The organism is Amycolatopsis sp. VC5-11 (assembly GCF_037034185.1).
GTDB classification, from domain to species: domain Bacteria; phylum Actinomycetota; class Actinomycetes; order Mycobacteriales; family Pseudonocardiaceae; genus Amycolatopsis; species Amycolatopsis nivea.
In genome coordinates this window covers 1-22,786 of the sequence record NZ_JBAGKF010000039.1, presented here as the reverse complement: position 1 = coordinate 22,786, position 22,786 = coordinate 1, and the positions used below count along the sequence as shown (strand labels likewise).

At 71.9% G+C, this 22,786-nt stretch carries 14 protein-coding genes; 7 read left to right on the top strand and 7 right to left on the bottom strand.

Annotated features, from left to right (window positions below):
* The first annotated feature begins 165 nt into the window (after positions 1-165).
* Positions 166-1,146 (top strand): Acg family FMN-binding oxidoreductase, encoded by a 981-nt coding sequence (locus WA670_RS44650; RefSeq protein WP_336162229.1) that lies wholly within the window; start codon positions 166-168, stop codon positions 1,144-1,146.
* On the opposite strand, the gene WA670_RS44645 is transcribed toward WA670_RS44650, so the two are convergent.
* The 7 genes from WA670_RS44645 to WA670_RS44615 form a co-directional block, all read right to left on the bottom strand.
* Positions 1,143-1,796, bottom strand: coding sequence for a response regulator (locus WA670_RS44645; RefSeq protein ID WP_037813034.1), 654 nt, complete (start codon positions 1,794-1,796; stop codon positions 1,143-1,145). The two genes, WA670_RS44650 and WA670_RS44645, sit on opposite strands and share 4 nt — an antisense overlap.
* Before the next feature lie 78 nt (positions 1,797-1,874).
* Entirely contained in the window at positions 1,875-3,590 is a 1,716-nt protein-coding gene (locus tag WA670_RS44640) for a sensor histidine kinase (protein WP_336162227.1), read from the bottom strand.
* 395 nt (positions 3,591-3,985) lie between these two features.
* Entirely contained in the window at positions 3,986-4,156 is a 171-nt protein-coding gene (locus WA670_RS44635) for a hypothetical protein (protein ID WP_199817660.1), read from the bottom strand.
* A 131-nt stretch (positions 4,157-4,287) separates the two neighbouring features.
* The gene (locus WA670_RS44630; RefSeq protein WP_336162225.1) at positions 4,288-5,085 is read right to left on the bottom strand and encodes a universal stress protein; all 798 of its coding nucleotides are present in this window, start codon (positions 5,083-5,085) and stop codon (positions 4,288-4,290) included.
* Positions 5,086-5,576: 491 nt separating this feature from the next.
* The gene (locus WA670_RS44625; RefSeq protein ID WP_336162232.1) at positions 5,577-6,398 is read right to left on the bottom strand and encodes an IclR family transcriptional regulator; all 822 of its coding nucleotides are present in this window, start codon (positions 6,396-6,398) and stop codon (positions 5,577-5,579) included.
* A gap of 827 nt (positions 6,399-7,225) precedes the next feature.
* The gene (locus WA670_RS44620) at positions 7,226-7,969 is read right to left on the bottom strand and encodes an HAD family hydrolase (RefSeq protein WP_336162223.1); all 744 of its coding nucleotides are present in this window, start codon (positions 7,967-7,969) and stop codon (positions 7,226-7,228) included.
* A gap of 115 nt (positions 7,970-8,084) precedes the next feature.
* On the bottom strand, positions 8,085-10,640 hold the full coding sequence (locus WA670_RS44615) for a helix-turn-helix transcriptional regulator (RefSeq protein ID WP_336162221.1): 2,556 nt from the start codon (positions 10,638-10,640) through the stop codon (positions 8,085-8,087).
* Between the two features lie 514 nt (positions 10,641-11,154).
* On the opposite strand from WA670_RS44615, the gene WA670_RS44610 reads away from it, so the two are divergent.
* The 6 genes from WA670_RS44610 to WA670_RS44585 are packed head-to-tail and all read left to right on the top strand — an operon-like array spanning position 11,155 to position 22,642.
* On the top strand, positions 11,155-12,519 hold the full coding sequence (locus WA670_RS44610; protein WP_238606917.1) for an FAD-dependent oxidoreductase: 1,365 nt from the start codon (positions 11,155-11,157) through the stop codon (positions 12,517-12,519).
* On the top strand, positions 12,519-13,229 hold the full coding sequence (locus WA670_RS44605) for a DUF6875 domain-containing protein (RefSeq protein ID WP_238606919.1): 711 nt from the start codon (positions 12,519-12,521) through the stop codon (positions 13,227-13,229). Before WA670_RS44610 ends, WA670_RS44605 begins: the two co-directional genes overlap by 1 nt.
* On the top strand, positions 13,226-16,387 hold the full coding sequence (locus tag WA670_RS44600) for an amino acid adenylation domain-containing protein (RefSeq protein WP_238606920.1): 3,162 nt from the start codon (positions 13,226-13,228) through the stop codon (positions 16,385-16,387). The genes WA670_RS44605 and WA670_RS44600 overlap by 4 nt, the downstream gene beginning before the upstream one ends.
* Positions 16,384-20,727 (top strand): non-ribosomal peptide synthetase, encoded by a 4,344-nt coding sequence (locus WA670_RS44595; RefSeq protein ID WP_336162217.1) that lies wholly within the window; start codon positions 16,384-16,386, stop codon positions 20,725-20,727. The genes WA670_RS44600 and WA670_RS44595 overlap by 4 nt, the downstream gene beginning before the upstream one ends.
* A 5-nt stretch (positions 20,728-20,732) precedes the next feature.
* Positions 20,733-22,058 (top strand): MFS transporter, encoded by a 1,326-nt coding sequence (locus WA670_RS44590; RefSeq protein WP_336162231.1) that lies wholly within the window; start codon positions 20,733-20,735, stop codon positions 22,056-22,058.
* Positions 22,055-22,642 (top strand): response regulator transcription factor, encoded by a 588-nt coding sequence (locus WA670_RS44585; RefSeq protein WP_037813048.1) that lies wholly within the window; start codon positions 22,055-22,057, stop codon positions 22,640-22,642. Before WA670_RS44590 ends, WA670_RS44585 begins: the two co-directional genes overlap by 4 nt.
* Positions 22,643-22,786 lie beyond the last annotated feature (144 nt).

Below are 22,786 nucleotides of genomic sequence, written 5' to 3'. Positions count from 1 at the left end.
GGGTTCCCGACAGCTTCCGGGGCGTTTCCGGCATCAGACCTGCTTTCGGCGCTCGGCGTCCTCAGACAGATGACTTTCGCCCCTGTGCGCCCCCGTCCGGCGGACGCATGCTGAAGCGACTACGCACGACACAGTGTCCCGCGTTTCGCGGTCCCGGGGAGAAGGATGACCCTTCAGGTGGCGCCGTCCGGCCTGCTCAGCGCCGAACAGGTGGCGTCGGTGCTGCTCAGCGCCACCCTCGCGCCGTCGACGCACAACACCCAGCCCTGGCTGTTCAGCGTCCGCCCGACCGGCATCGAGGTGCACGCCGACCCCGACCGCGCCCTGTCCGTCGCCGACCCCGACCGGCGCGAGCTGCTGCTCTCCTGCGGAGCCGCGCTGTTCAACCTGCGCGCCGCGATCCACGCGACCGGAGTCCAGCCCGCCACCAGCTACTTCCCCCGGCGCGGCAATCCCGACCTGCTCGCCCTCGTGCGCCCGAGGGCCGTCGCCGCGACCGACCGGAAGCTCGATTCCCTGGCCGAAGCCATCCCGCTCCGGCACACGAACCGCACGCCGTTCACCGCCAAAACCGTTCCGGCCGGAGCGCTGGGCGTCCTGCGGCACGCGGCCGAGGTCGAGCACGCCTGGCTGCCTCGGCTCGACGAGGACCAGCTCGCCGGGCTCAAGGAGCTGATCCGCGAAAGCCACCGGCTCCAGACCGAGGACCCGGCGTTCCGGTCCGAATGGCAGCGCTGGACCGGACGCGGGCGCGACCGGCGCGACGGCGTGCCGTTCGCTGCCGGAGGGGCGGTCACCGCGGACGACACCTGGGTCCTGCGCGATTACGGCGGCGGTTCGCGCGCGCCGGGCGCCGCGCCGCTGGTCGTCGTGGTCGGGACGTTCGCCGACCAGGCGATCGACCGGCTCCGCGCCGGGCAAGCCATGCAACGCGTCCTGCTCACCGCCACCGCGCTCGGGATCGACGCCTCGTTCATCTCCCAGCCGGTCGAAGTGCCCGCGATCCGCGCCCGCCTCCGCGACCTGCTCGGCGGCGGGCTCTGGCCGCAGATCGTGCTCCGCCTCGGTTACGGCGCACCCGTCCCGCGAACCCCGCGACGGGCGCTGGAAGACGTCCTCGTCACTCCCTCCCGGCTCAACGTCTAACCGCCCGGCCGATGCGGACGGCCCCGCAACTCCGTCGCCAGCACCGCCGCCTGCGTGCGCCGCTCCATCCCGAGCTTCGTCAGCAATCGCGACACGTAGTTTTTCACCGTTTTCTCCGCCAGGAACATCCGCTCGGAGATCTGCCGGTTCGTCAGACCCTCCCCGATCAGCGCGAGCAGTGTGCGTTCCTGTTCGGACAGTCGCGACAGCGGCCCCCGCTGTTTTTCCGCGCTGTCGCGCAGTTTCGCCATCAGCGCGGCCGCCGCATGCGCGTCCAGCAGCGACTTGCCCGCCCCGACGTCCCGGACCGCCGAAATCAGGTCGAGGCCCTTGATGTCCTTGATGACGTACCCGGCGGCACCGGCCAGCACCGCGTCGAGCATCGCCTGCTCGTCGGTGTAGGACGTGAGCATCAGGCATTTGAGGTCCGGCGAGGTCGACCGCAGCTCGCGGGCCAGTTCGATGCCGTTGCCGTCGGGCAGCCGCACGTCGAGCACCGCGACGTCCGGCCGCAGCGCCGGGATCCGGGCCAGCGCCTGCGCGACGTCGCCCGCCTGGCCGACCACGGCGATCTCCGGGTCCTCCTCCAGCAGGTCGGCGACCCCGCGCCGGACCACCTCGTGATCGTCCACCAGGAAAACCCGCAGCATCGGTCCTTCTCCCACATCGGGTCCGTTCGTGCGTCGAGAGTACGGCGCGCCGGCGCGCTCCGGCGGTACCGAAAGTCCTCAATCACCGGCAGGCGGCCGCGTTTTCACCGGCACGGACCAGCTCAGCCGCGAACCGCCCGCCACGGTCAGGGTCCCGCCGCGACGGCTCGCCCGCTCCGCCAGCGCGGCCAGGCCAGACGCGGCGGACGCCGCTACGTCGCCCGCGCCCTCGTACCGGACGGTGACGGTCGTCTGCGCCGGTTCCGCCTGGATCCCGACCTCCACCGCTTCGGCCGAGGTGTGCTGGGCAATCAGCCGCAGCGCGTCGGACAGCAGCGGCACCACGACGTCCGCGTGCACCGCGTCGAGCTTCCCGGTCAGCTGCGTGGACACCGCCAGCCCCCATTCCTCGCGGGCCCGCGCCAGCACCCGCAGCACCTGGTCGCGGACCGGTTCCGGTGCGGGCGGCAGGACGTCGTCGAGGCGGAACACGGTCTGCTGCACGTGGTTGATCACGTCGTCCAGGTCGGCGATCGTCTCGCGCAGCCGGGTCGCGACCACCGCGGATTTGGCGAGCCCGGCCGTGGTCTGCAGCGACAGCGCGGTGGCGTAGAGCCGGTTCAGGATCTCGCTGTGCAGCCGCGCGGCGATCCGGTCGCGTTCGTCGTGCAGCGCGGCGTCCTCGCGTTCGGCCCGCGCCCGCGCCAGTTCGAGAGCCACCGCCGCCTGGTCAGCGAACCAAGCCGCGATCTCCAGGTCGTCGGAGGTGAACGCCGGGCGGCCGGCCAGCCGGGAGACGGTCAGCACCCCGGCCACCGTCCCGTTCCCGGCGAGCGGCACCAGCATCACCGAATCGAGATTCAAGCTCAGCACGGACGGCGCCGAGAGCTGGGACAGCTCGTCCGGCCACGACGCGATCCTCGGCTCGCCGCGGGCGAACACCGTGCCGGCCACAGTGGACTCGGTGAGCAGCTCCCGTCCGGCCAGCTGCTCCGCTCCCGCCCCGACCGCGCGTTCGACGAAGAGGTAGCCCTCCCGTTCCGCCGGACGGGTCACCGAAACCAGGTCCGCGGACGCGAGCGCCCGCGCGTAATCCACGACGCGGCCCAGCGGATCGCCGAGATCCGCCGACAGCAACTCCCTGGTCACGGCGGCGGACGCGCGCAGCCATTCCTGTTGGTTGCGCGCGGTCTCGTACAGCCGCGCGTTCTCGATCGCACTGCCCGCCGCCGCGGCGAGCGCGAGCGCCAGCTGCTCGTCCTCCTCGGTGAACCGGCCCTGTTCGGAGTCGGCGAGGTAGAGGTCGCCGAAAACCTCGCCGCGCACCCGGACCGGGACGCCGAGGAAGCTCGTCATCGGCGGATGCCCCTCGGGGAACCCGGTCGACCGGGGATCGTCCTGCAGCCGGTCCAGCCGCACCGGGCGCGGGTCCTCGACCACCACGCCGAGCAGGCCCTTGCCCTCGGGCAGCCGGCCGATCCGCGCGACCGACTCGGGATCCATCCCGGTGTGCACGAACTCGGTCAGCCGCCCGTCCGGCCCGATCACGCCCAGCGCCGCGTACCGCGCCCCGACCAGTTCGCACGCGGACTCCACGAGACGGCGCAGCAGCGCGGGCAGCGCGAGGCTGCCGGTGATGGACTGCGTCGCGCGCAGCAGCCCCCGCAGCCTGCCCTGGGTGCTGATGACCTCCTGGGCGCGTTCCACCAGCTCGCCGAGAAGCTGGTCCAGCTCCATCCTCGGCTGATCGGGGAACGTCAGCCGCTCGTGTTCGGGTGTGTCCCGCTGGTCCACCGCGGCTCCTGCCCGTCCGGCCCCCGCGTCCCGTCCGCGGCGCCACTGGGAATTCAGTCTCGCGGCTCGTACGACGGGCCGTCAAGAACGCGAAAAGGGCGCCGCCGCGATTTTCGGCGTTGCCCGGGAAAACGGGCGTTCCGGACGGTCTCGCTGCGAGGGAATCGCAACGGAAAAGCGATACTCGGGGCGCTGGTCCGCTCGTTGCCTTTCCCTTGGCTGTCCAGCGGAATCGGGTGCCGCGTCGCTAGGCCGAGCGGCGCGGGCGGGCGGGCGCGAAGATCAGCGGAATGGTTCTTCCGGCGGAATTCCTGATCATCGGACACGGGATTTCCGGCTGCTCCGGACGGGCGTTTCCGGTTTGTTGTCCTTTCGCCAGATATTCGCGGGAACGGTCAGCGCCGTGCTTCCGGGCACGCGGAGTGGCGGATCAGCTTCCGGCCGTGCTTCGCCTGCCAGCCGTCGAGCAGCCGTTCCCCGACCGGCTGGCGGCAAGTTTCCCATTCCGGCACCGGACGTGGGGTGCGCTCGATCGCGCCGCGAACGACGTCGGCCCAGGCGTGCACCGCGACCAGCGGACCGCCGCCAGCGAGGCCTCCGGCTCGTCGACCCCGACGAGCACCGCGCTGTCAGGCTTGGTCCGCTGTCCGAAATCGACAGCGGCCGGACCGGGGTACAACCGTCCACAGAGGACTCGTCAGCGGGCGACCGCGACCGGGCAGGACGCGTGGGCGAGCAGCCAATACCCCGTCGAACCGAGCAGACCGCCCGCCAGCGGGCCGTCCGCTCGGGCTCCGGCGACGATCAGCTGTGCCCCGGCGGAAATCCCGGACAGGGCCCGCGCCGCTGAGCGCACCCGGACGACATGCATGCGGACCGGCACGACGGGGTGTTTGCGAGACCACGCGGCCACCTGTTCCCGCAACCCGCCTTCCCGGCCGTCGTGCCATGCGTGGACCGCTTCGATTCCGGTGCCGCGCGAAACCGCGGCGTCGAAGGCGAAAGCGAGTGCGCGCTCACCGCCGTCGGAGTCGTCGAGGCCGACCACCACCGGTCCGTCCGCCGCCGCGCTGCCCCGGATGACCACCACCGGACAGCGCGCGGACGCGGCTGCCCGCAGGGCCACCGACCCGATCGCTCCTCCGCGCGCCCCGCCGAGCCCGTGCGCGCCCAGCGCGAGCAGTCCGGCTTCGTCGGACAGCGCGGCCAGCAATTCGGCCGCCGTCCCCAGCCGGACGCACATGCGCACCGGAACCGCGGGCGCGGCCTGGCGGGCAGTCTCGGCCGCCTGCCGCAGCAACCGGCGCGCGGGTTCCATCAGCAGTTCGGCGTCGCCGGGCGGTTTGCCGTGCGGCAGCAGGTCCGGGTCGTCGCACAGTTCGGCGTGGAACGCGACCAGCCCGGTGCCGCGCCGCCCGGCCTCGACCGCCGCCCAGCGGACCGCCGCGAGCGCCGCCGTCGAGCCGTCGACGCCGACGACCACCGGTCGCCTCACCGTCGTGGCTCCCGGTTCTCCTGTTCCCGTGTTCGCGGGCAGATCGCGGCACCGTGCTTGCCGCGTCCGGTGGGCGACCGGCGGGCAGCCCCTGGCAACGGGGCCCTCCGCTCCTCCATCACATGCCTCCTCCGTCCGGTTCCTCGCCGCCGACGCTAGGCCGCCGCGCCCCGGCGCCACTGCGGGCGGACGTCCGCGACGCAGGAGACTTTGGTCCCGGTGCGAAAGGCGCTGCGGCCCTCCGCGCGGGTTCGGCACGCTGGCCGCGACTGCGCCGATCAGGCGACCTCGCAGCGAAAGTGCCTGCCTCGAACGGGAACTCTCCGCGCGAGACCCGATCAGCAAAGGCCGGAACGGAAGTGCGCGCGGCACAGCGGGATTGCCGGACTGTTCCGCCTTCTCCGGCAGCAGGCAAGGCAGAGCGGCACCGGAGCGAAATTGCGCCGTTCCCCGCGAAACGTTCCGCCTTCCGGACGTCTCCGACAGCCGGGCTATTCCACCGGACGGCCGGATTTCGCGCTCCGCCAATCAGCCGCCACCGTTTCGCGGAGGATGCGTTGCGCGGTCATCCGGGTCGCCTGCAGCGACGAATGCGCTTCCCGCGAATTGAACACCCGGCGCGGTGCCGCCACGCTCAGCGCGGCGACCGCCGTCCCGGTCACGTTGAACACCGGGACCGCCGCGGCGAGCAGCGCGCCGGGGACGCGCGGGTTGAACGACACCTCGCGCTGCCTGATCTCGCGCAATTCAGCGCTCAGCCACGCCGGGAGACCGCCGCCGTTCTCGTCCTCGCCGCGGTAGCCGGCGAAGACCGCGAACCGCGCCGCGAGACCCGGGTCGAACGCCATCAGCACCCGTCCCGCCGCGCTTCCGGCGAGCTGCGAATCGTTTTCGATGCGCTCGGCCAGCGAGCAATAGCCGCTGCTGTAGATCAAATGCACGAAATCGACGACATTTCCGCTGGCCACGCCGAGCCCGACCAGGTAGCCGGTGCGCCAGTGGATGTCGATCAGGGACGGGAGAATGCCTCGGCGCAGCCGTTGCAGTTCCTGTGTCGAACCGGGTCTGGCGAGGCGGCACACGGCTTCCCCGTGCCGGTAATGGTATCCCGCCCGCACGACCATTCCGTATCCCTGCATCTCGGCGAGAAGCCGGTGCACCGTGCTTTTCGGCAGCCGTGTCGACCGCGAAATCTCGCTCAGCGTTTCGATCCCTCCCGAATCCCGGATCGCGCCCAGGATCGAAAGCGCCCGGGGAATCGGCCTGCGCGGCACCACGCTCGTGCAAGCCCACCGCCCGTTGTCGTCGCTCATAGTCACGACCGAAACCTCCACCGAATCCGCGAAAATCCCTCTCGTGCCCGCGCGGAGCTTCCTTCCCGCGCGCGCCGGGCGAGGCCGCGCGACCGCCGCCCCGCGCGGTCCTCGCGCCTCCGCCGTTCCCGGGCGGCGCCGCGCCTCGCCGCCGCCCGATTCGTTCGCCACCCACGTCTTTCCCGAGACAGTCCTGCTCTCGCGCCTTCATGCTTGCCCAGTGCCGCGTCCGGCACAACCGGACGCACCCGTTCACTGAAAGAGATCGCCCCAGTGGCGCAGCGCGCTGGCCCGCCCGCCTCGTCGTGCGACAAGTCCGTCCCCGGAACCGGTCGCGACCGGTCACGCTGCGTCGCCGTCCCGGGTTTCCGCGCCGTCGTGGTCGCACGCCGTGACAATTGCTTCCCACCGCTTTTCGTCCGTCGGAGAACCAGGGCGAAAGACCGCGCGGAAATCCCGGCGAACAATCGGCCAGGGCCGAGAATATTCCCGGCAGTCCCGCGTTTCCGCCGGAGCGCGTCGGCGGACTCCGGGCAGCGCCGCCGTCGCCCGCGACCCGGGAGCCCCCGCGGTCGGCGGGCGGCGCCAGTTCCGGAGCGACGATCGACCGGACCGGCCACGACGGCGAGGGTGGCGCCGTCCGTGCCGGCCGCGGGAGAACCGGCCGATCCCGTTTCCGGCGACCGCCGCTCCTCCGCCGGACGACAATACCAGCACTCAGTAGCCAGTGAGCGACTGAACGTGGACGCAGAGCAATGTTCCAGACCGCGGAACAGGGTCTTGACGCACCGTCGGGTTTCCGTTCGGGACCGAGAAGCGCGTTCCCCTCACGCAGCCGTCGCCCGGGGGGTCAGCCGCGCGCACACCCGCAGGATCGTCCGCCGGTCAACAACATGCCACGACTGCCCGGCAGCAAGCCGCCGAAGCTCCGCGTCCGGTTCAAAAACCAGCGCCTTGCCCACGCACGAAAAGACCTCCGCGTCCGAGGCGGAGTTCCCGATCGCCAGGGAGTTCTCCGCGTCGAATCCGGTCGCTTCGGCGAGACAGCGCACGAAGGCGAGTTTGCCGCCAGCCGCACCGGGAGCGGACAGCAGGCGTCCGGTGAACCGGCCGTCGGCTACCTCCACGACGGCACCGTGTCCGCCGGACAAGCCTAGGTCGAACGCCGCCTCCTGGACCGGGAAATCGTGGTTGCCCGACAACAAATGGATCCGGTAGCCGCTCGCCCGCAGCAGCGAAAGCAGTTCCGGGACAAAGGAAAACAGCATGCCCCGGCGCGCCCGCCAGGTTTTCTCCGCCGCGAACCGGGCCTGTGCGACCGACGCGCCTTTCATCCCGAGCGCGTACAACCGGTAGATCTCGTCCAGGAGTCCCGGCGGCGCTGTCTCCGCGGCCGCGTACTGCGCGATGGCTTCCAGGCAGGACAAGCCCGCTTGCCGGTCGCAGGTGCCGTCGTCGAGGAGGACCCGCAGGTAATGCCGCGAAGTGTGCCCGGGCAGCAGGGTCCCGTCCAAGTCCAGAATGGCGTATTTCGCCGCGGGGTTCCTGCCGCACCGATTCTTCGCAGCCACGAAACAGCCCTTCCGTGCGCGCGTTCACCGATTGTCCGGGCTGACGGTACAACGGCGCACGTCCGGGCAGCGCAGCTTGTTCCACGGTCCGGGACACCCCAGCCCGCGACGAGCGTCAGCTGATCAATCGGCGGGCGATCCCGGCGCGGGTGGTCAGGTCGAGTTTGTTCAGCACCCGCGCCACATGCGCGTCCACCGTCCGCGGGCTCAAGAACAACTCGGCCGCGATTTCCTTCGTCGTCAACCCGCGCACCACCATTTCCGCCACTTGCCGTTCCCGCCGCGAAAGCGCCCGCCCGCCCGGCGGCGACTCCAGTTTTCGCCGTCCGGCCAATCGCCGCTGCACCTTCGTCGTCTCGCGCAGCAACGCGCTCGCCCCCGCGCTCTGGAATACTTCCCGTGCCTCGCCGATCCGCTGGGTCGCGGCGTCGAAGTTTCCCTGTCGTCCCAGCACTTCCGCGACCAACAGCACTGCCCGACCGCGATGCAGCACCATCGCCGCCCGGCCGAACGCGACGGCCGCTGCGGAAGCGTCCGTCAACGCGGCAGCGAGGTCGTTCTCGGCCGCTGCCACCGTCGCGCGTGCCAGCAACGCGAGGCCGAGGTCGCTCTTCAATCCAGTGGCCGCAGCCCGTTCCATTGCCTCAGCCGCTCGTCGGCGCGCCTCCGCAACCGCTCCTTCGGAAAGGGCGACCCGGCAGTCCTGCGCCAATCTGGCTACCAGCAACGGATTCGCTGTCCGCTCCGCAGGTTGTTCGACCGCGCCGGGGAACATACCGAGTTCGAGACCCGCTTCGGCGAGGATGTGCTCCACCGTCCGCCGCCACCACGCGACCGTCGGCCGGGGCATTTTCTCCACCGTGCGCCATTGTTGCTCGGCCGCCGACCGGTCTCCGGTCGCGAGCAGCACCCGCAACTGGATCGCGGCGGCTATCGGCACGACGTCGTCATGGCCGAAGCGGGTCGCCGCGGTTTCCGCTTCGACAGCGGCTTCCGCCGCCTCGGTAAGCCGCCCCAGTTTCCACAGCACGTAACCGCGCACCGAGTACAGGAACGGCAAGCCCTGCCTCAGCCCCGGCGTGCTCAGCTGCAACGCCCGGTCCAGCAGAGCGAGCGCGCGCCGGTCGTCGTCGAGGAAGCACGAGGCCCAGCACAGCGCGGGCACGGTGTAGAGGACCGAACGCAGTTCGCTGTCGTCGAGCAGGTCGAACCCGTCGGCGGCGGTCTGCTGGGCATGCCTGGCCTCGGCGGTCCGCCCGGCGCAGGCCAGCCCGATCGCAGCGAGCGCCGCGATCGCGGCCTGCACCGCGGGCCCCGCGCTCGGATCCGCCGCCGTCCGACGGAGCCGCTGCTGCGCGCCGACAGCGTCGCCGTCCAGCAATTCCAGGTGTGCCAGTTCAAGGTGGGCTCGCGCGTCAGCCTGGCCCGACGCGGCGATCGCGGCCTCGGCGATCGACCGCGCGCGACGAGTGCGGCCGAGGGCGTGCTCGCACCGAGAAAGCAGCGCCAGCACCGGGGCCGACTCCGGCAACGCCACCAGCAACGCACGGGCGGCGGCCGGTTGCCCGGACGCCAGCAGCGCTTCGGCCCGCAGGACGGACAGACGGCAGTGCTCGTGCCCGCCGCGCATCCGTTCCGGCAGGTTCGCCACCGCCGCGCCGAGCCAGCGGGCGCACGCCGCCGGATCGGTGCCGAGCACCTCCTCCCCCGCCGACGCCAGCTCGCCGACCGCCACCAGATCGTGGCGGTACAAGGACTTCTCGAGGTGATACGCGCGCAAGGTGAGCGGCGCGTCGAGTTCGCGCAGGTAGGCCGCCGCCCGGTGGTGCGCGCCCGCCGCCCAGCCGCGTCCGGCGAGCCGCGCAGCGGCGGCTCGGACCAACGGGTGCCGGAACCGCAGCCCCGCGGCTCCGCCCGCCAGCACGCCCCGGCACAGCAGCCGTTCGATCGCGTGGCCGACCTCGGCCCGGGGCAGCACAGTCATCGCCTGGACCAGATCCGCGTCTAGGGTCGCACCGCCGCACGCCGCGGCTTGGACGACCAGCCGCTCAGCCTCCGGCAGCGCCGACACCTCGGCGAACAGCACCCGTTCCGCCGGCAGCATCGGCCGGTCTTCGGCCGCCGGGCTGTCGTCGTGGCCCGGCCACTCGTGCGGCGGCAAATCGGCCAGCAGCAACAGGTACAGCGGAATGTGCTCGGCCGCGGCGGCGATCCGCGCCCGTTCGACGTCGTCGTGCCCCGGCAAGAGGCGGGCGACCTCGGCGTCGGTGAACGCGGGCAGCGTCACGTACCGGGCCGGGACGCGCTCGGAATGCAGCAACCGGGTCAGCGCGGGCTGCCGCTGCCCGTCGCGGACCGACAGCACGAGCCGCCGGTCGTTCCCCGGTCTCGCGACCAGCGACATCAACAGCCGCAGCGAAGCTTCGTCGGCCCATTGCGCGTCGTCCACCACCACCAGCGATTCCGGACCGAGCGCGTGCGCCAGGCGGCGGGAGAACTCCGGCGCGCCCCCGGGCACCGCGCACACCGGATCCGGCGCCCGCCGGGCGACTTCGGCCAGCAGCCGGGTTTTCCCGATCCCCGGCCGTCCTTCCACCACGGTCACCGCGGCCGCGCGGTCCAGGCACGCGGCCAGTTCCGCCGCCCGGCCGACAAACTCCTTCTCGACCATGCTTCTCCCCCTTCGCCCGACCAGCGAATTGCGGTAATTCTACGGATGCTGGCACCCGATATCTTGCGGTTTATTTGAGCCCGGGACAAACCCCGGTAAATCTGCCGGGCAAGCGGGAACAGGTTAGTGCCCGCACCCCGGCCCGGGCTATCGGCCAACAGGGAGAACCTCGGCCGCGCGCCCGGCCGGCGACGAATCTCGCAGGAGGATCGGTGAGCAGCAGCGGACCTGGGCGTTTACCGCGACCGGGACGAAGGCCGGGCGGTCGATCGGACCGCCCCGGCGAAACGTTACCGAAATGGTCCGAACACTTTCCGCAGCCGACCGGACACGCGTTGCCCGCGATTACTCCGGAGTTCTTCCGGATCACCACTGGTGAGCACTCCCGGGGAAGTGCGGGCAATGCTGCTCCGATCGGCCGAATTGCGCGTCCGGTCGCGAATAACCGCTCAACGGAAAAGCGCTCCGAACGGCGACGGCACAATTGCCCTCACGCGGATCGGCGGCGGCCGGAATGAACGCCAAACGGGTTCTGGTGGCCGGGGCCGGGCTGGCCGGTTCGCTCGCCGCGATCCACTTCGCGCAGCTCGGGCACCAGGTGGAGATCCACGAGCGCAGGCCGGATCCGCGCGCGGCGGGCGCGGGCGCGGGCCGGTCGATCAACCTCGGCCTTTCCCAGCGCGGAATCCGGGCGCTGGACCAGGTCGGGCTGCTCGGCCCGGTGCTGGCCGCGGCCGCCCCGATGCGCGGGCGGGTGATCCACCAGCGCGACGGCGAGCTGGATTTCCAGCCTTACGGCAGCCACGAGGACCAGATCCTGCGCTCGGTGCTGCGCGACGACCTCAACCGGATCCTGCTCGCGAAAGCCTTGGAGTACCCGAACGTCCGCGCGCGCTTCGGAGTCACCCTCACCGATCTCGACCGCGGATCGGCGACCGCGGAACCCGTCTGCACTTTCGCCGGCGACAGTGGTCCATACCACGCCGCCGCGGACCTCGTCGTCGGCGCGGACGGCGCGTTCTCCGCCGTGCGCACCCGGCTGCTGCGCGGCCTGCCCGCCGACTTCCGGCAGCGCGTCCTGCCCTGGGGCTACAAGGAGTTCGCGATCGCCGCGGGCCCGTCCGGCGCGGTGCGCAGCAGTCCGGACGCGCTGCACGTCTGGCCGGGCGACGACGGGCTGATCGTCGCCCACCCCAATGTCAACGGTTCACTCACCGCGACCGTGTTCCTCCCGCTGTCCGGCGAGCGGAGCTTCGCCACGCTCACCACCGAGAAATCGGTGCGGGCGCTGTTCGACACCCGCTTCCCCGACGTGCGACGGCTGGTGCCCGACATCGTCGAGCAGTTCCTCTCGCATCCGACCGGACATCTGGTGACCGTCCGGAGTTCGCCGTGGCAGCACGAGGGCCGCGTGGTGCTGATCGGCGACGCCGCCCACGCCGTGTACCCCTTCTACGGCCAGGGCATGAACTCGGCGCTGGAGGACTGCGCGGTGCTGCGCGAATGCCTCGCCGACGACGACTGGGCCGAGGCGCTGCGCACCTTCGAACGCCGCCGCAAACCGCACACCGACGTCCTCGCGGACCTTTCCGAGGAGAACTTCGACGAGCTGCGCTCCCGGGTCGCCTCGCCGCTGTTCCTGGCCCGCAAGAAGGCGGATCTGGTGCTCAGCCGCGTCTTCCCGAAGCGCTGGATGCCGCTCTACACCATGGTTTCGCACACCACGATCCCGTACGCCGACGCCTTGCGCCGCGCCCGGCGCCAGCACGCCGCGCTGGCCTGGGGCACCGGTGCCGCGGCGCTCGCCCTCGCCTTGACCGGCGGCGCCCTCGCCCGCGGGCGGGGCGCCGGACCGCACTCGCCTGGAGACCGAAGCTGATGCTCATCCATCCGACCGATCCCGGCCGCGTCCTGGTGGAGCGGCACGACCTCGACCCGCTCGCGCTGCCCGAACGCCTGCTGCGGTACGAGATCCACCTGCGGGCGATCTTCGACTGGGGCCGCGGCTACCTGTCCGGCCCGCATCCCGACCTCGGCCGCGCCGGCAACGTCTGCCCGTTCGCGCAGCCGTCGCTCGAGCGCGGCCGGTTCTACCTCGCCGTCGAACCGGGCATCCCGGCCGCAGGCCCGCGGCTCACCGAAACCCTGCACCGCTACCGGGACTGGTTCCTCGAACTCGCGCCGCGCGGGCACCCGAGCGCGCAGCTGACCACGATCCTGCTGCTGTTCCCGGACGCGCCGCCGGACGACCGCTCCGGCGTGGTCGACACCGTGCAGCACGCGCTGAAGTCGGAGTACGTCGCCGAGGGCCTGATGATCGGCGAGTTCCACAACGGCCCGCCGGACAAGGGCGGGCTGTGGAATCCCGCGTTCCGCCCGCTGCGCAGCCCGGTGCCGATGCTGGTGGTGCGGCACATGGTGCCGACCGACTACCCGTTCCTGCGCGCCGATCCGGACCAGGCGCGCGCGTACCTGCGGCTGTTCGGCGACCAGGTGCCGGTCCAGCTGCGCGAGCTGGTGGAGCACGACCGGCTGTCCCGCGAACTGGGCGAGACCGAGGCCGACCAGGCCGGAATCGGGGCGCCGTGAACGTCTTCCCGTGCTCGCCCGGCCAGGAGCGGCTGTGGTTCCTCGACCGGCTCGACCCCGGCTCGCCGGTCTACCACGTGCCCACCGTGCTGCGGCTTTCCGGACCGCTCGACGTCGAGGCCCTGCGCCGCGCTTTCGCCGCGATCGCGGAGCGGCACGCCGCGCTGCGGACGGTTTTCCGGGAGAACGACGGTGTTCCGGAGCAGGTCGTCACTGAGAACGGCTTCTCGTTCGAGGTTCGCGCGGTCGGCGAAGACTCGGTCGAACAGGCGGCCTCGGCGGAGATCCGCACCCCGTTCGACCTGACCGCCGGGCCGCTCGCCCGGGTCCTGCTCCTGCGCCAGGCCGAGGACCAGCACGTTCTGGTCATCACCCTGCACCACGCGATCGCCGACGGCTGGTCGGTCTCCCTGCTGCTCGACGAACTGGCGGAGAGCTACCGCGCCGAGCTGACCGGCGCGGAGCCGAACCTGCCGCCGCTGCCGATGCAGTACGCGGATTTCGTGCGATGGCAACGAGAACACCTCGACGGCCCGGAAGGCGTCGAGCTGCTGCAGGAGTGGGCGGACCGGCTCCGCGGCACGCCGGAGCTGATCACCCTGCCGACCGACCGTCCCCGGCCCGCCACCGCCACCTACGAAGGCGGCATCCACGAGTTCCAGTTCCCGCCCGCGCTCACCGAGGCCGTCCGCACGCTCGCGGATAACGCTGGCGCAACCGTTTTCATGACCGTGCTGGCCGCTTACCACGCGCTTCTCGCCCGGTACAGCGGCCAGGACGACGTCGTGGTCGGCACCGTCGTCGGGCAACGCTCGCAGGTCGACACCGAACGGCTGATCGGCTTCTTCGTCAACACCGTCCCGGTCCGGATCTCGACCGCCGACGACCCGACTTTCGCCGAGCTGCTCCTCGACGTTTGCGACGCGTTGGTCGACGCGCTCAGCGGTGCCGAAATCCCGTTCGAGCGCGTGGTCGAGGCCGTCCGTCCGGAACGCAGCCTCGGGCATTCGCCGATCTACCAGGTCGGCTTCAACGGGCACGGCGACGGCGCGCTTCCGCAGCTGACCGGGCTGACCGTCACCGACTTCGCCGGTCCGCACACCGGCACCGCGAAGCTCGACCTGATGCTCGGCGTCCGCGACGAAGGCGACTGCCTGCACGGATACCTCGAATACCGCACCGACCTGTTCGACAAAGCCACCATCGCCCGCTTCGCCGAGCACCTGTGCACCTTCCTCACCTCCGTCACCGCCGACCCCGCGCAGCAGATCGGCGCGGTCTCCCTGCTGGACAACGCACAACGCCGCGCGGCCCTCGACAGCGGCATCACGCGTCCGCTGCCCGCAGCGACCGCGCTGGACCTGATCGCGCCGCACGTCCGGGATCGCGGTTCAGCGGTGGCGATCTCCGGTTCGCTGACCTACCGCGAACTGGACGTCCGGGCGAACCGGCTCGCGCACGCCCTGCGCCGCCGCGGCGTCGGCCCGGACGTCCCGGTGGGGCTCTGCGTCCGCCGTTCCGCCGAGATGGTGGTCGCACTGCTGGCGGTCTGGAAGGCCGGCGGCGCGTACGTCCCGCTCGATCCGGAATGGCCGCTGGAACGGCACGCTTACGTCGTCGAGGAGGCCGGCGTCCGGATCGCCGTCGTGGACAGCGAAAACGCCGGACGGCTGCCCCGCTTCGAGACCGTGTTGGACGTCGACCTGAACTACGCCGAACCGGACACCGCGCCGGACGTGGCGCACGACCCGGCCGACCTGGCGTACCTCATCTACACCTCCGGCTCGACCGGACGGCCCAAGGGCGTCGCCGTGCCGCACCGCGGCGTGGTCAACCTGCTCACCGGCTTCGCCGACCGGCTCGGCGTGACCGAGGACGACGTCTGGGCGTCGGTCACCACGCTGGCGTTCGACATGTCGGTGCGCGAACTGCTGATCCCGCTGATCCGCGGCGGCACAGTCGCGGTGATCAGCACCGAAGACTCCGCCGAACCGGTCGCGCTGGCGCGGCGGCTGGCGGACTGCGGCGCGACGATCCTCCAGGCCACGCCGACGCGCTGGCGGATGCTGCTCGCGTCCGGCGGCGTGCCCGCGAACGTGCGCGAACGGCTGTGCGGCGGGGAGGCGCTCGACCGGGAACTCGTCGACGCGCTGTCCGACGGCCGGGTCTGGAACCTCTACGGCCCCACGGAAGTCACGATGATCGTCGCGGCGGGCACGGTGACCAGCGCCAGCCCGGTCGTGCCGTTGGGCCCGCCGCTGCCGAACACCCGGCTGCACGTGCTGGACGGCGGGCTGAACCCGGTCCCGCCCGGCGTCGCGGGTGAGATTTTCGTCGGCGGCGCGGGGATCAGCCGCGGCTACCGCAGCCGTCCCGGCCTGACCGCGGAACGGTTCGTGCCAGACCCGTTCGCCGCCGACGGAAGCCGCCTCTACGCGACCGGCGACCTCGCGCGGCGGCGCGCCGACGGAACGCTCGAGTTCCTCGGCCGCACCGACCACCAGGTGAAAATCCGCGGCCTGCGCATCGAACTCGGCGAGATCGAAGCCCGGCTGCGGGCCGATCCGCAGGTCTCCGACGCCGTCGTGCTGGCCCGTCCGGCAGGCCCGGACGACGTGCGGCTGGTCGCCTACGTCGTGTCCGACGACGCTGAATGGGCACCGCTGCGCGAACGGCTCTCCGGGCAACTGCCCGCGTACCTGGTGCCGCAGACCGCCGTGTTCCTCCCCGCGCTGCCGCTGACCAAGAACGGCAAGACCGACCGCACCGCGCTGCCGGAACCGGTCTGGGAATCCCGCGAAACGGACCGGGTCGCGCCGCGCGACGCCGTCGAACGGGAATTGGCCGGGCTGTGGCGGGAGGTGCTCGCCGTCGAGGACCTGGGCGTGCACGACGACTTCTTCCACCTCGGCGGCCATTCGCTGCTCGCCGCGCGGCTGCTGGCGAAGGTGCGCGAGCACTTCCAGTCCAGCGTCGGCCTGCGGACGCTGTTCGCCGCGCGCACGATCGCCGCCTTCGCCGCGGCGCTGCGGGCGGCCGAGTCCGGACCCGGGGTCACCGACGAGATCGCGCTCCTGCGGGAACGGATCGCCGCGCTGCCCGACGACGAGGTTCTCGCCCTCCTCCACGCCGATTCCCCTCCAGGAGCGCATCGATGACGCACGACGAGCGAGAGCGGCTGTTCCGGCTGCTGGCCGCGCGCGACGGCCTCGGCGCCGCGACCGGCTCGATCCCCCGCCGGACCGGCGACGCCCCGGTTCCGCTGCTGCCCGCGCAACGGCAGCTGTGGTTCCTCGACCGGCTCGGCGCGAGCGACGGCGTGTACACGATCTCGCAGTCCTGGCGGCTCACCGGCGTGCTCGACATCGAGGCGCTGCGCCGAGCGCTGGCCGCGGTCGTCGACCGGCACGAGGCGCTGCGAGCCGGGTTCGCCGAAGCCGACGGCGAGCCGGTACAGATCCCGGCGCTGCCCGGAACCGCACCGGAACTGTCCTATGTGGACCTCCGCGGGGCGCCGGACGACGCGGATCAGGTGCTCGCCGCCGAACGAGCCCGGCCGTTCGACCTGACCAGCCCACCGCTGGTGCGCGGCCTGCTGGTCGCACTCGCCGACGACGTGCACCTGTTCGTGCTGACGCTGCACCACATCGTCGCCGATGCCGCGTCCGTCGGGATCCTGCTGCGCGAACTGTCCGCGCTCTACCCGGCGAACGCTCCGGCCCTGCCTGCGCCGCCGGTGCGGTACGGCGACTACGCGGCCTGGCAGGCGACCAAACCGCTGGACGCGGGCGAGCAGTACTGGCGCGAACAACTCCACGACGCCCCGGCGCTGCTGGAACTGCCGACCGACCGTCCGCGTCCACCCGCCGAATCCTTCCGCGGCAACGGTCATTCCTTCCGCCTGTCCACCGACCTCACGGCCTTCTGCCACCGGCACGGCGTCACCGTCAACACCGTTCTGCTGACCGCGTACGTGCTGCTGCTCGCCCGGCACGCCGGTCAGGACGACGTGGTGGTCGGCATGCCGATGCGCGACGAGACGGTGCCGGGGATCGAACAGTGCGTCGGGATGTTCGCCAACACCGTCGCCGTCCGGACCCGGCTGACCGGCGATCCGACCGTCGCCGAGGTGCTCGCGCAGGTGCAGGACGCCTGCGTCGGCGCGCTGGAGCACCAGAGCTATCCGTGGGAACGGGTGGCGCAAGACCTGCGGCCGGCCCGCGATCTCAGCCACAACCCGGTGTTCCAGGTGATGTTCGTGCTCAACTCGGCCGGGGCCGGGCTCGAACTGCCCGGCATCCGCGCGGACTGGCTCGACCTCCCGGTGACCACCGCGCGCTTCGACCTGACCCTCGCGCTCGCGACCACTCCCGACGGCATCGAAGGACGGCTCGACTACGCGACCGACCTGTTCGACGCTGCCACCATCGCCCGGTTCGCCGACCAGTACGAACACCTGCTGCGGGCCATGCTCGCCGCCCCGGACGCGCCAGTGTCCACAGTGGACGCCCTGCCCGCCGCGGACCGGACCCGGCTGCGCAACGGCGGTCATCCGGCCCCGCCGGTGGTCTCCGACGGAACCCTGGTCACCACGCGCATCACCCGCCAAGCCACGCTGACCCCGGACGCCGTCGCGGTCGAGGACGACGAGTGCCTGACCTACGCCGAACTGGTCTCCCGCGCCCGCCGCATCGCCGCGGCCTTGCAGGCTTCCGGCGTCCGGCGCGGAGACGTCGTCGCGCTCGCCCTGTCCACGGGCGCGATCACCGGCTTGCTCGGCGTCCTTCTGGCCGGTGCCGCGTACCTGCCGCTCGACCCCGGACATCCGCCCGCACGGCTGGCCGAACTCCTGGCCGACGCCGCTCCAGCCGCCCTGATCACCGACCACGACCTCGCGTTCGACGGCCCGATGCTGCACCCCGACCGGCTGCCCGAAGGTGCCGCGCCGGAACTCTCGCTGGGACCGGACGACCTCGCCTACGTCATCTACACCTCCGGCTCGACCGGAGCCGCGAAATCGGTCGCGGTATGCCATGGCGCGCTCGCCGAACTGGCCGAATCCTTCCGGAAGCTGCACGGATTCGGGCCCGGTGAACGGGTGCTGATGATCCCGCCGCTGACCTTCGACGCCGCCGCGGGCGACATCTTCCCCGCGCTGGTCTCCGGCGCGGCCGTCCTCCCCTGGCGCGACCCGGCGTCGCTCACCGGCCCCGGCCTCGTCCGGCTCTGCCGCGACCGCGGGATCACCATGGTCGACACCGCGTCCGCGCTGTGGCAGAAGTGGGTGGCCGAACTGGTCGCGGAAAACACCGTGTTCGACTGTCCACTGCGGACGATGATGGTCGGCGGGGAAGCCGTCCCGACCACTGTGGTGCAGACGTGGGCAGCGCTCACCGACGGCCGCGTCGAACTGCACAATCACTACGGCCCCACCGAAGCAACCGTTTGCGCGACCAGCTACCTCACCTTCGACGCCGGCGAACTCGACGGCCGGGTGCAGCTGCCGATCGGCGATCCGCTCCCCCACGCCCGCGCCTACGTCGTCGACGACCGGCTGCGTCCGGTGCTGCCCGGTGTCCCCGGCGAACTCTGCGTCGGCGGCGACGCTCCCGCCCGCGGCTACCGGGACCGGCCCGGCGCGACCGCGGAGAAGTTCGTTCCGGACCCGTTCTCCCCGGTGCCCGGCGCACGCATGTACCGCACCGGCGACCTCGCGCGTCTCGACGGCGAAGGACGGCTGGAATTCCTCGGGCGCGTGGACCGACAGCTGAAGGTCCGCGGCCACCGCATCGAACCTGCCGAGGTCGAAGCGGCCTGCCGACGCCACCCCGGAGTCCGAGATGTCCTGGTCACCGCCCGCGCGGACCGGCTGGTCGCCTATCTCGTCGGAGACGTCGATCCGCTGGCCGTCCGCTCCACGCTCCGCGCCGCGCTGCCCGGTTACCTGGTCCCGGACGCCTTCGCGGTGCTCCCGGAGTTGCCGCTCAACGCGCACGGCAAGGTCGACCACCGCGCGCTGCCTGAACCCACCGACGCCACGACGTCCGCGTTCACCGAGCCCGAAGGCGAACTGGAGCAACGGCTCGCCGCGATCTGGGCCGCGGTGCTGGACGTCGAGCGCATCGGCCGCGACGACGACTTCTTCCTGCGCGGCGGGCATTCCCTGCTGGCCGGGACGCTGATGGCGAAGGTCCGCGCGGAACTGGACGTCGAGGTCCCGGTGCGGACCCTCTTCGAAGCCAGCACCCTCACCGCCTTCGCCGACGCCGTCCGTGCCCCCGGCTACCGCGAGGACGACCGCCTCGCCGAGGTGCTCGCGGACGCCGTGCTGCCCGCCGACATCGACGCGCGCCGCACTCCCGCGCAGGCCGAGGCCGCGATCCAGCGCGCGATGGCCCCGCGGATCGCCCTGCTGACCGGAGCGTCCGGGTTCCTGGGCCCGCACCTGCTCGCGGATCTGCTCCGGCACAGCGACGTCGTGGTGCGCTGCCTGGTCCGGGCCGCCGACGCCGACGAAGGCGCTGCCCGGATCGAGCAGGTCCTGCGGGACCACCTGCTGTGGGACGAGCGTTTCCGTCCCCGGATCATCGCGGTCCCCGGCGACCTCGGTTCCCCGCAGTTGGGTTTGTCCTCAGCGGACCTGGACGCGGTCGCCGCGGACCTCGACGTCATCTTCCATTGCGGCGGCGAAGCGAATTTCCTGCGCCCGTATGCGCAATTGCGGCCCGGCAACGTGCTCGGCACCATCGAATTGCTGCGGCTCGCTTGCCGCGGCGGCACCCCGGTGCATCTGGTGTCGTCGCTGGGCGTCTACCCGCTGGACCGCGACGCAGTGATCACCGAAGACCTCCCGCCTGACGACCCCGCCGGGCTGGACCGCGGTTACGAACAGAGCAAATGGGCCGCCGACCGGCTGGCCCGGGCCGCGCGTGAACGCGGTCTGCCGGTGAGCGTCCACCGTCCGGCGCGGGTGACCGGGCACAGCCGGACCGGCATCGGCCCGCTCGGCGACCGCTTCGCGAACCTGCTGCGCTGCCTGGTACTGCTCGGCTCCGCGCCGGCGGAGGACTTCGACATCGAAGAGGACATGGCTCCGGTCGACCACGTCGCCGCCGCCATCGGCCACCTTTCGCGGCGGCGCACCGGGTACGGCTGCGATTTCCACTTCCACAACCAGCGCACGATGCGGTTCGGCGAGGTCGTCGCGGGATTGCGCGAATTCGGCTACCAGATCGAGGCGATCCCGTTCGAGGACTGGCACACCGCGCTGGCGTCGGCCGCCGCGGAGACGGCGGACCCGGCGCTGAGCGCGATCACGGCGATGATCGAACGGACGTCGCCGCCCCGGCGAACGGTCTTCGACTGCTCGCACACCGAGGTCGTGGTCGCGGCGGGCGGGCTGGTGTGCCCGGCCGCGGATCGCGTTCTGCTGCAACGGTATCTGGCGCATTACGTCCGGATCGGGCACCTTCCCGCCACCCGAAAGGAGCACCGTTGACCACGATGGGAACGCGGGGATTCGTCCTCCTCTGGTCGGCCCAGCTGGTCTCGATCGTCGGCTCCGCGCTGACCGGGTTCGTGCTCGGCGTCTGGACCTACGAGCGGTCCGGATCGGCCACGCAGTTCGCGCTGATCATGCTGTCCGGTGCGATCCCAGCGCTGCTGATCGCGCCGTTCGCGGGCGCGCTGGCCGACCGGTGGCACCGCCGCCGGATCCTCGTCGCCGCGGACTGCGTCGCGCTCGTTTCGGTCGGCGCGCTGGCGTTGCTGATCTACGCGGACCAGCTGCAGACCTGGCACGTGTACGTCGTGACCGCGCTGACCGCGATGTGCGGAACGCTGCAGCAGGTCACCTTCAGCGCGATGATCCCGCTGCTGGTGCCGAAACAGCACCTCAGCCGGGCGAACGGGCTGTCCCAGGTGGTGTTCAGCGCGCAGATCGCCGCACCGGTCGTCGCCGGGACGCTGCTGGCGCTCACCGGCCTGCGCGGGGTGGTGCTGATCGACCTCGTGACGTTCGCCGCGTCGCTGCTGGTCGTCGCGCTGGTCCCATTGCCCAGGGCCGCCGTGCGCACCGCCGCCCCCGAGCCGGGCGGCCCGTCGATCTGGCGGCAGGTCCCGGCGGGCTGGGAGGAACTGCGCCGCCGTCCCGGGCTGACCGGCCTGCTCGGCGTGCTGGCCGGGTTCTATTTCTGCTTCAGCATCGCCGGGACGCTCGTGCGGCCGCTGGTGCTGTCCTTCGCCAGCCCCGCCGGACTCGGCTTCCAGGTGTTCGCGGGCGGCTGCGGGCTGTTCGCCGGAAGCCTGGTGATGGGCGTCTGGGGCGGCCCGAAGAAGCGGATGCGCGGGATCGCCGCGTTCATGGCGTTCGGCGGGATCGCGCTGGCCGTCCACGCGCTGGCGCCGTCGCTGGCGCTGGTGATCGCGATCGGGCCGTTCTTCCTGTTCACCCTGCCGGTGATCACCGGCACCGCGCAGACCGTGCTGCAGAGCAAGGTCGACCCGGCGAACCTCGGCAAGGTCATGGCGACCTCGCGGGCGGTGTCGCAGGCCGCGAGCCCGGTCGCGTACCTCGTCGCCGGCCCGCTCGCCGACGACGTGTTCGAACCGCTCATGCGCCCGGACGGAGCGCTGGCGGGCTCGGTCGGCCACCTGATCGGCACCGGCCCCGGCCGCGGGATGGCGCTGATGTTCCTGCTCGCCGGGCTGCTGCTGGTCGTACTGGGCTGCCTGGCCGCGCGCCCTTCGCTGCGGCGGGTCGAGGACCTGCCGGATCTGCTGGAAGAACCCGTCGCGGTGGCGGCGAGCCGAGAGGAAAGCGGAAAATGACCACCCTCGAACGAACCGTCCCGGTGCGCGTGCTCGCCGCCGACCCGTTCCTGCGCGCCGGCTTGGAAAGCGCGCTGTACGGCCGCGGCGAATTCACCGACACCGACGGCGGGGTCGCGGTACTGGCAGTCGACGAGGTCGACGACGCGGCCGTCGAGGCGATCCGGACGGCCAAGGAACGCAACGCGACCGTCCTGGTGGTGACCGGCAAAGTCGACGCTCCCCGCGCGGCGCGCGCGATCGAGGCGGGCGCTTGCGGGGTCCTGCGGCGGGAGCAGGCTTGCGAACAAACGCTGGTCTCCGCGGTACGCGCGGCGGCGACCGGCCACGGGACGATGCCGCCGGATTTGCTGAGCGACCTGTTCGATGCCCGGCAGGCGGTACCTGCCGCGCCGACTTTGGACGCGCGGGAACGCGATGTCTTGCGGATGGTGGCTGATGGGCATGAGACTGCCGAGATCGCTTCCGCGCTGGCCTATTCAGCACGCACGGTGACGACAATCGTGCACGACATCACCCACCGCCTGCGGCTGCGAAACCGGGCGCATGCGGTGGCGTTCGCGTTGCGGGAGGGGCTGATTTAGGGGTTGTGCTGGGGCGGCGCTGGTGCTTGGTGGTGGCTGGCCGCCTGGTTTTCCGCTGCCCGCCGCCAGTTGCTTGCTCGGCGGCTCAGCGGCTCAGCGGCTCAGCGGCTCAGCGGCTCAGCGGCTCAGCGGCTCAGCGGCTCA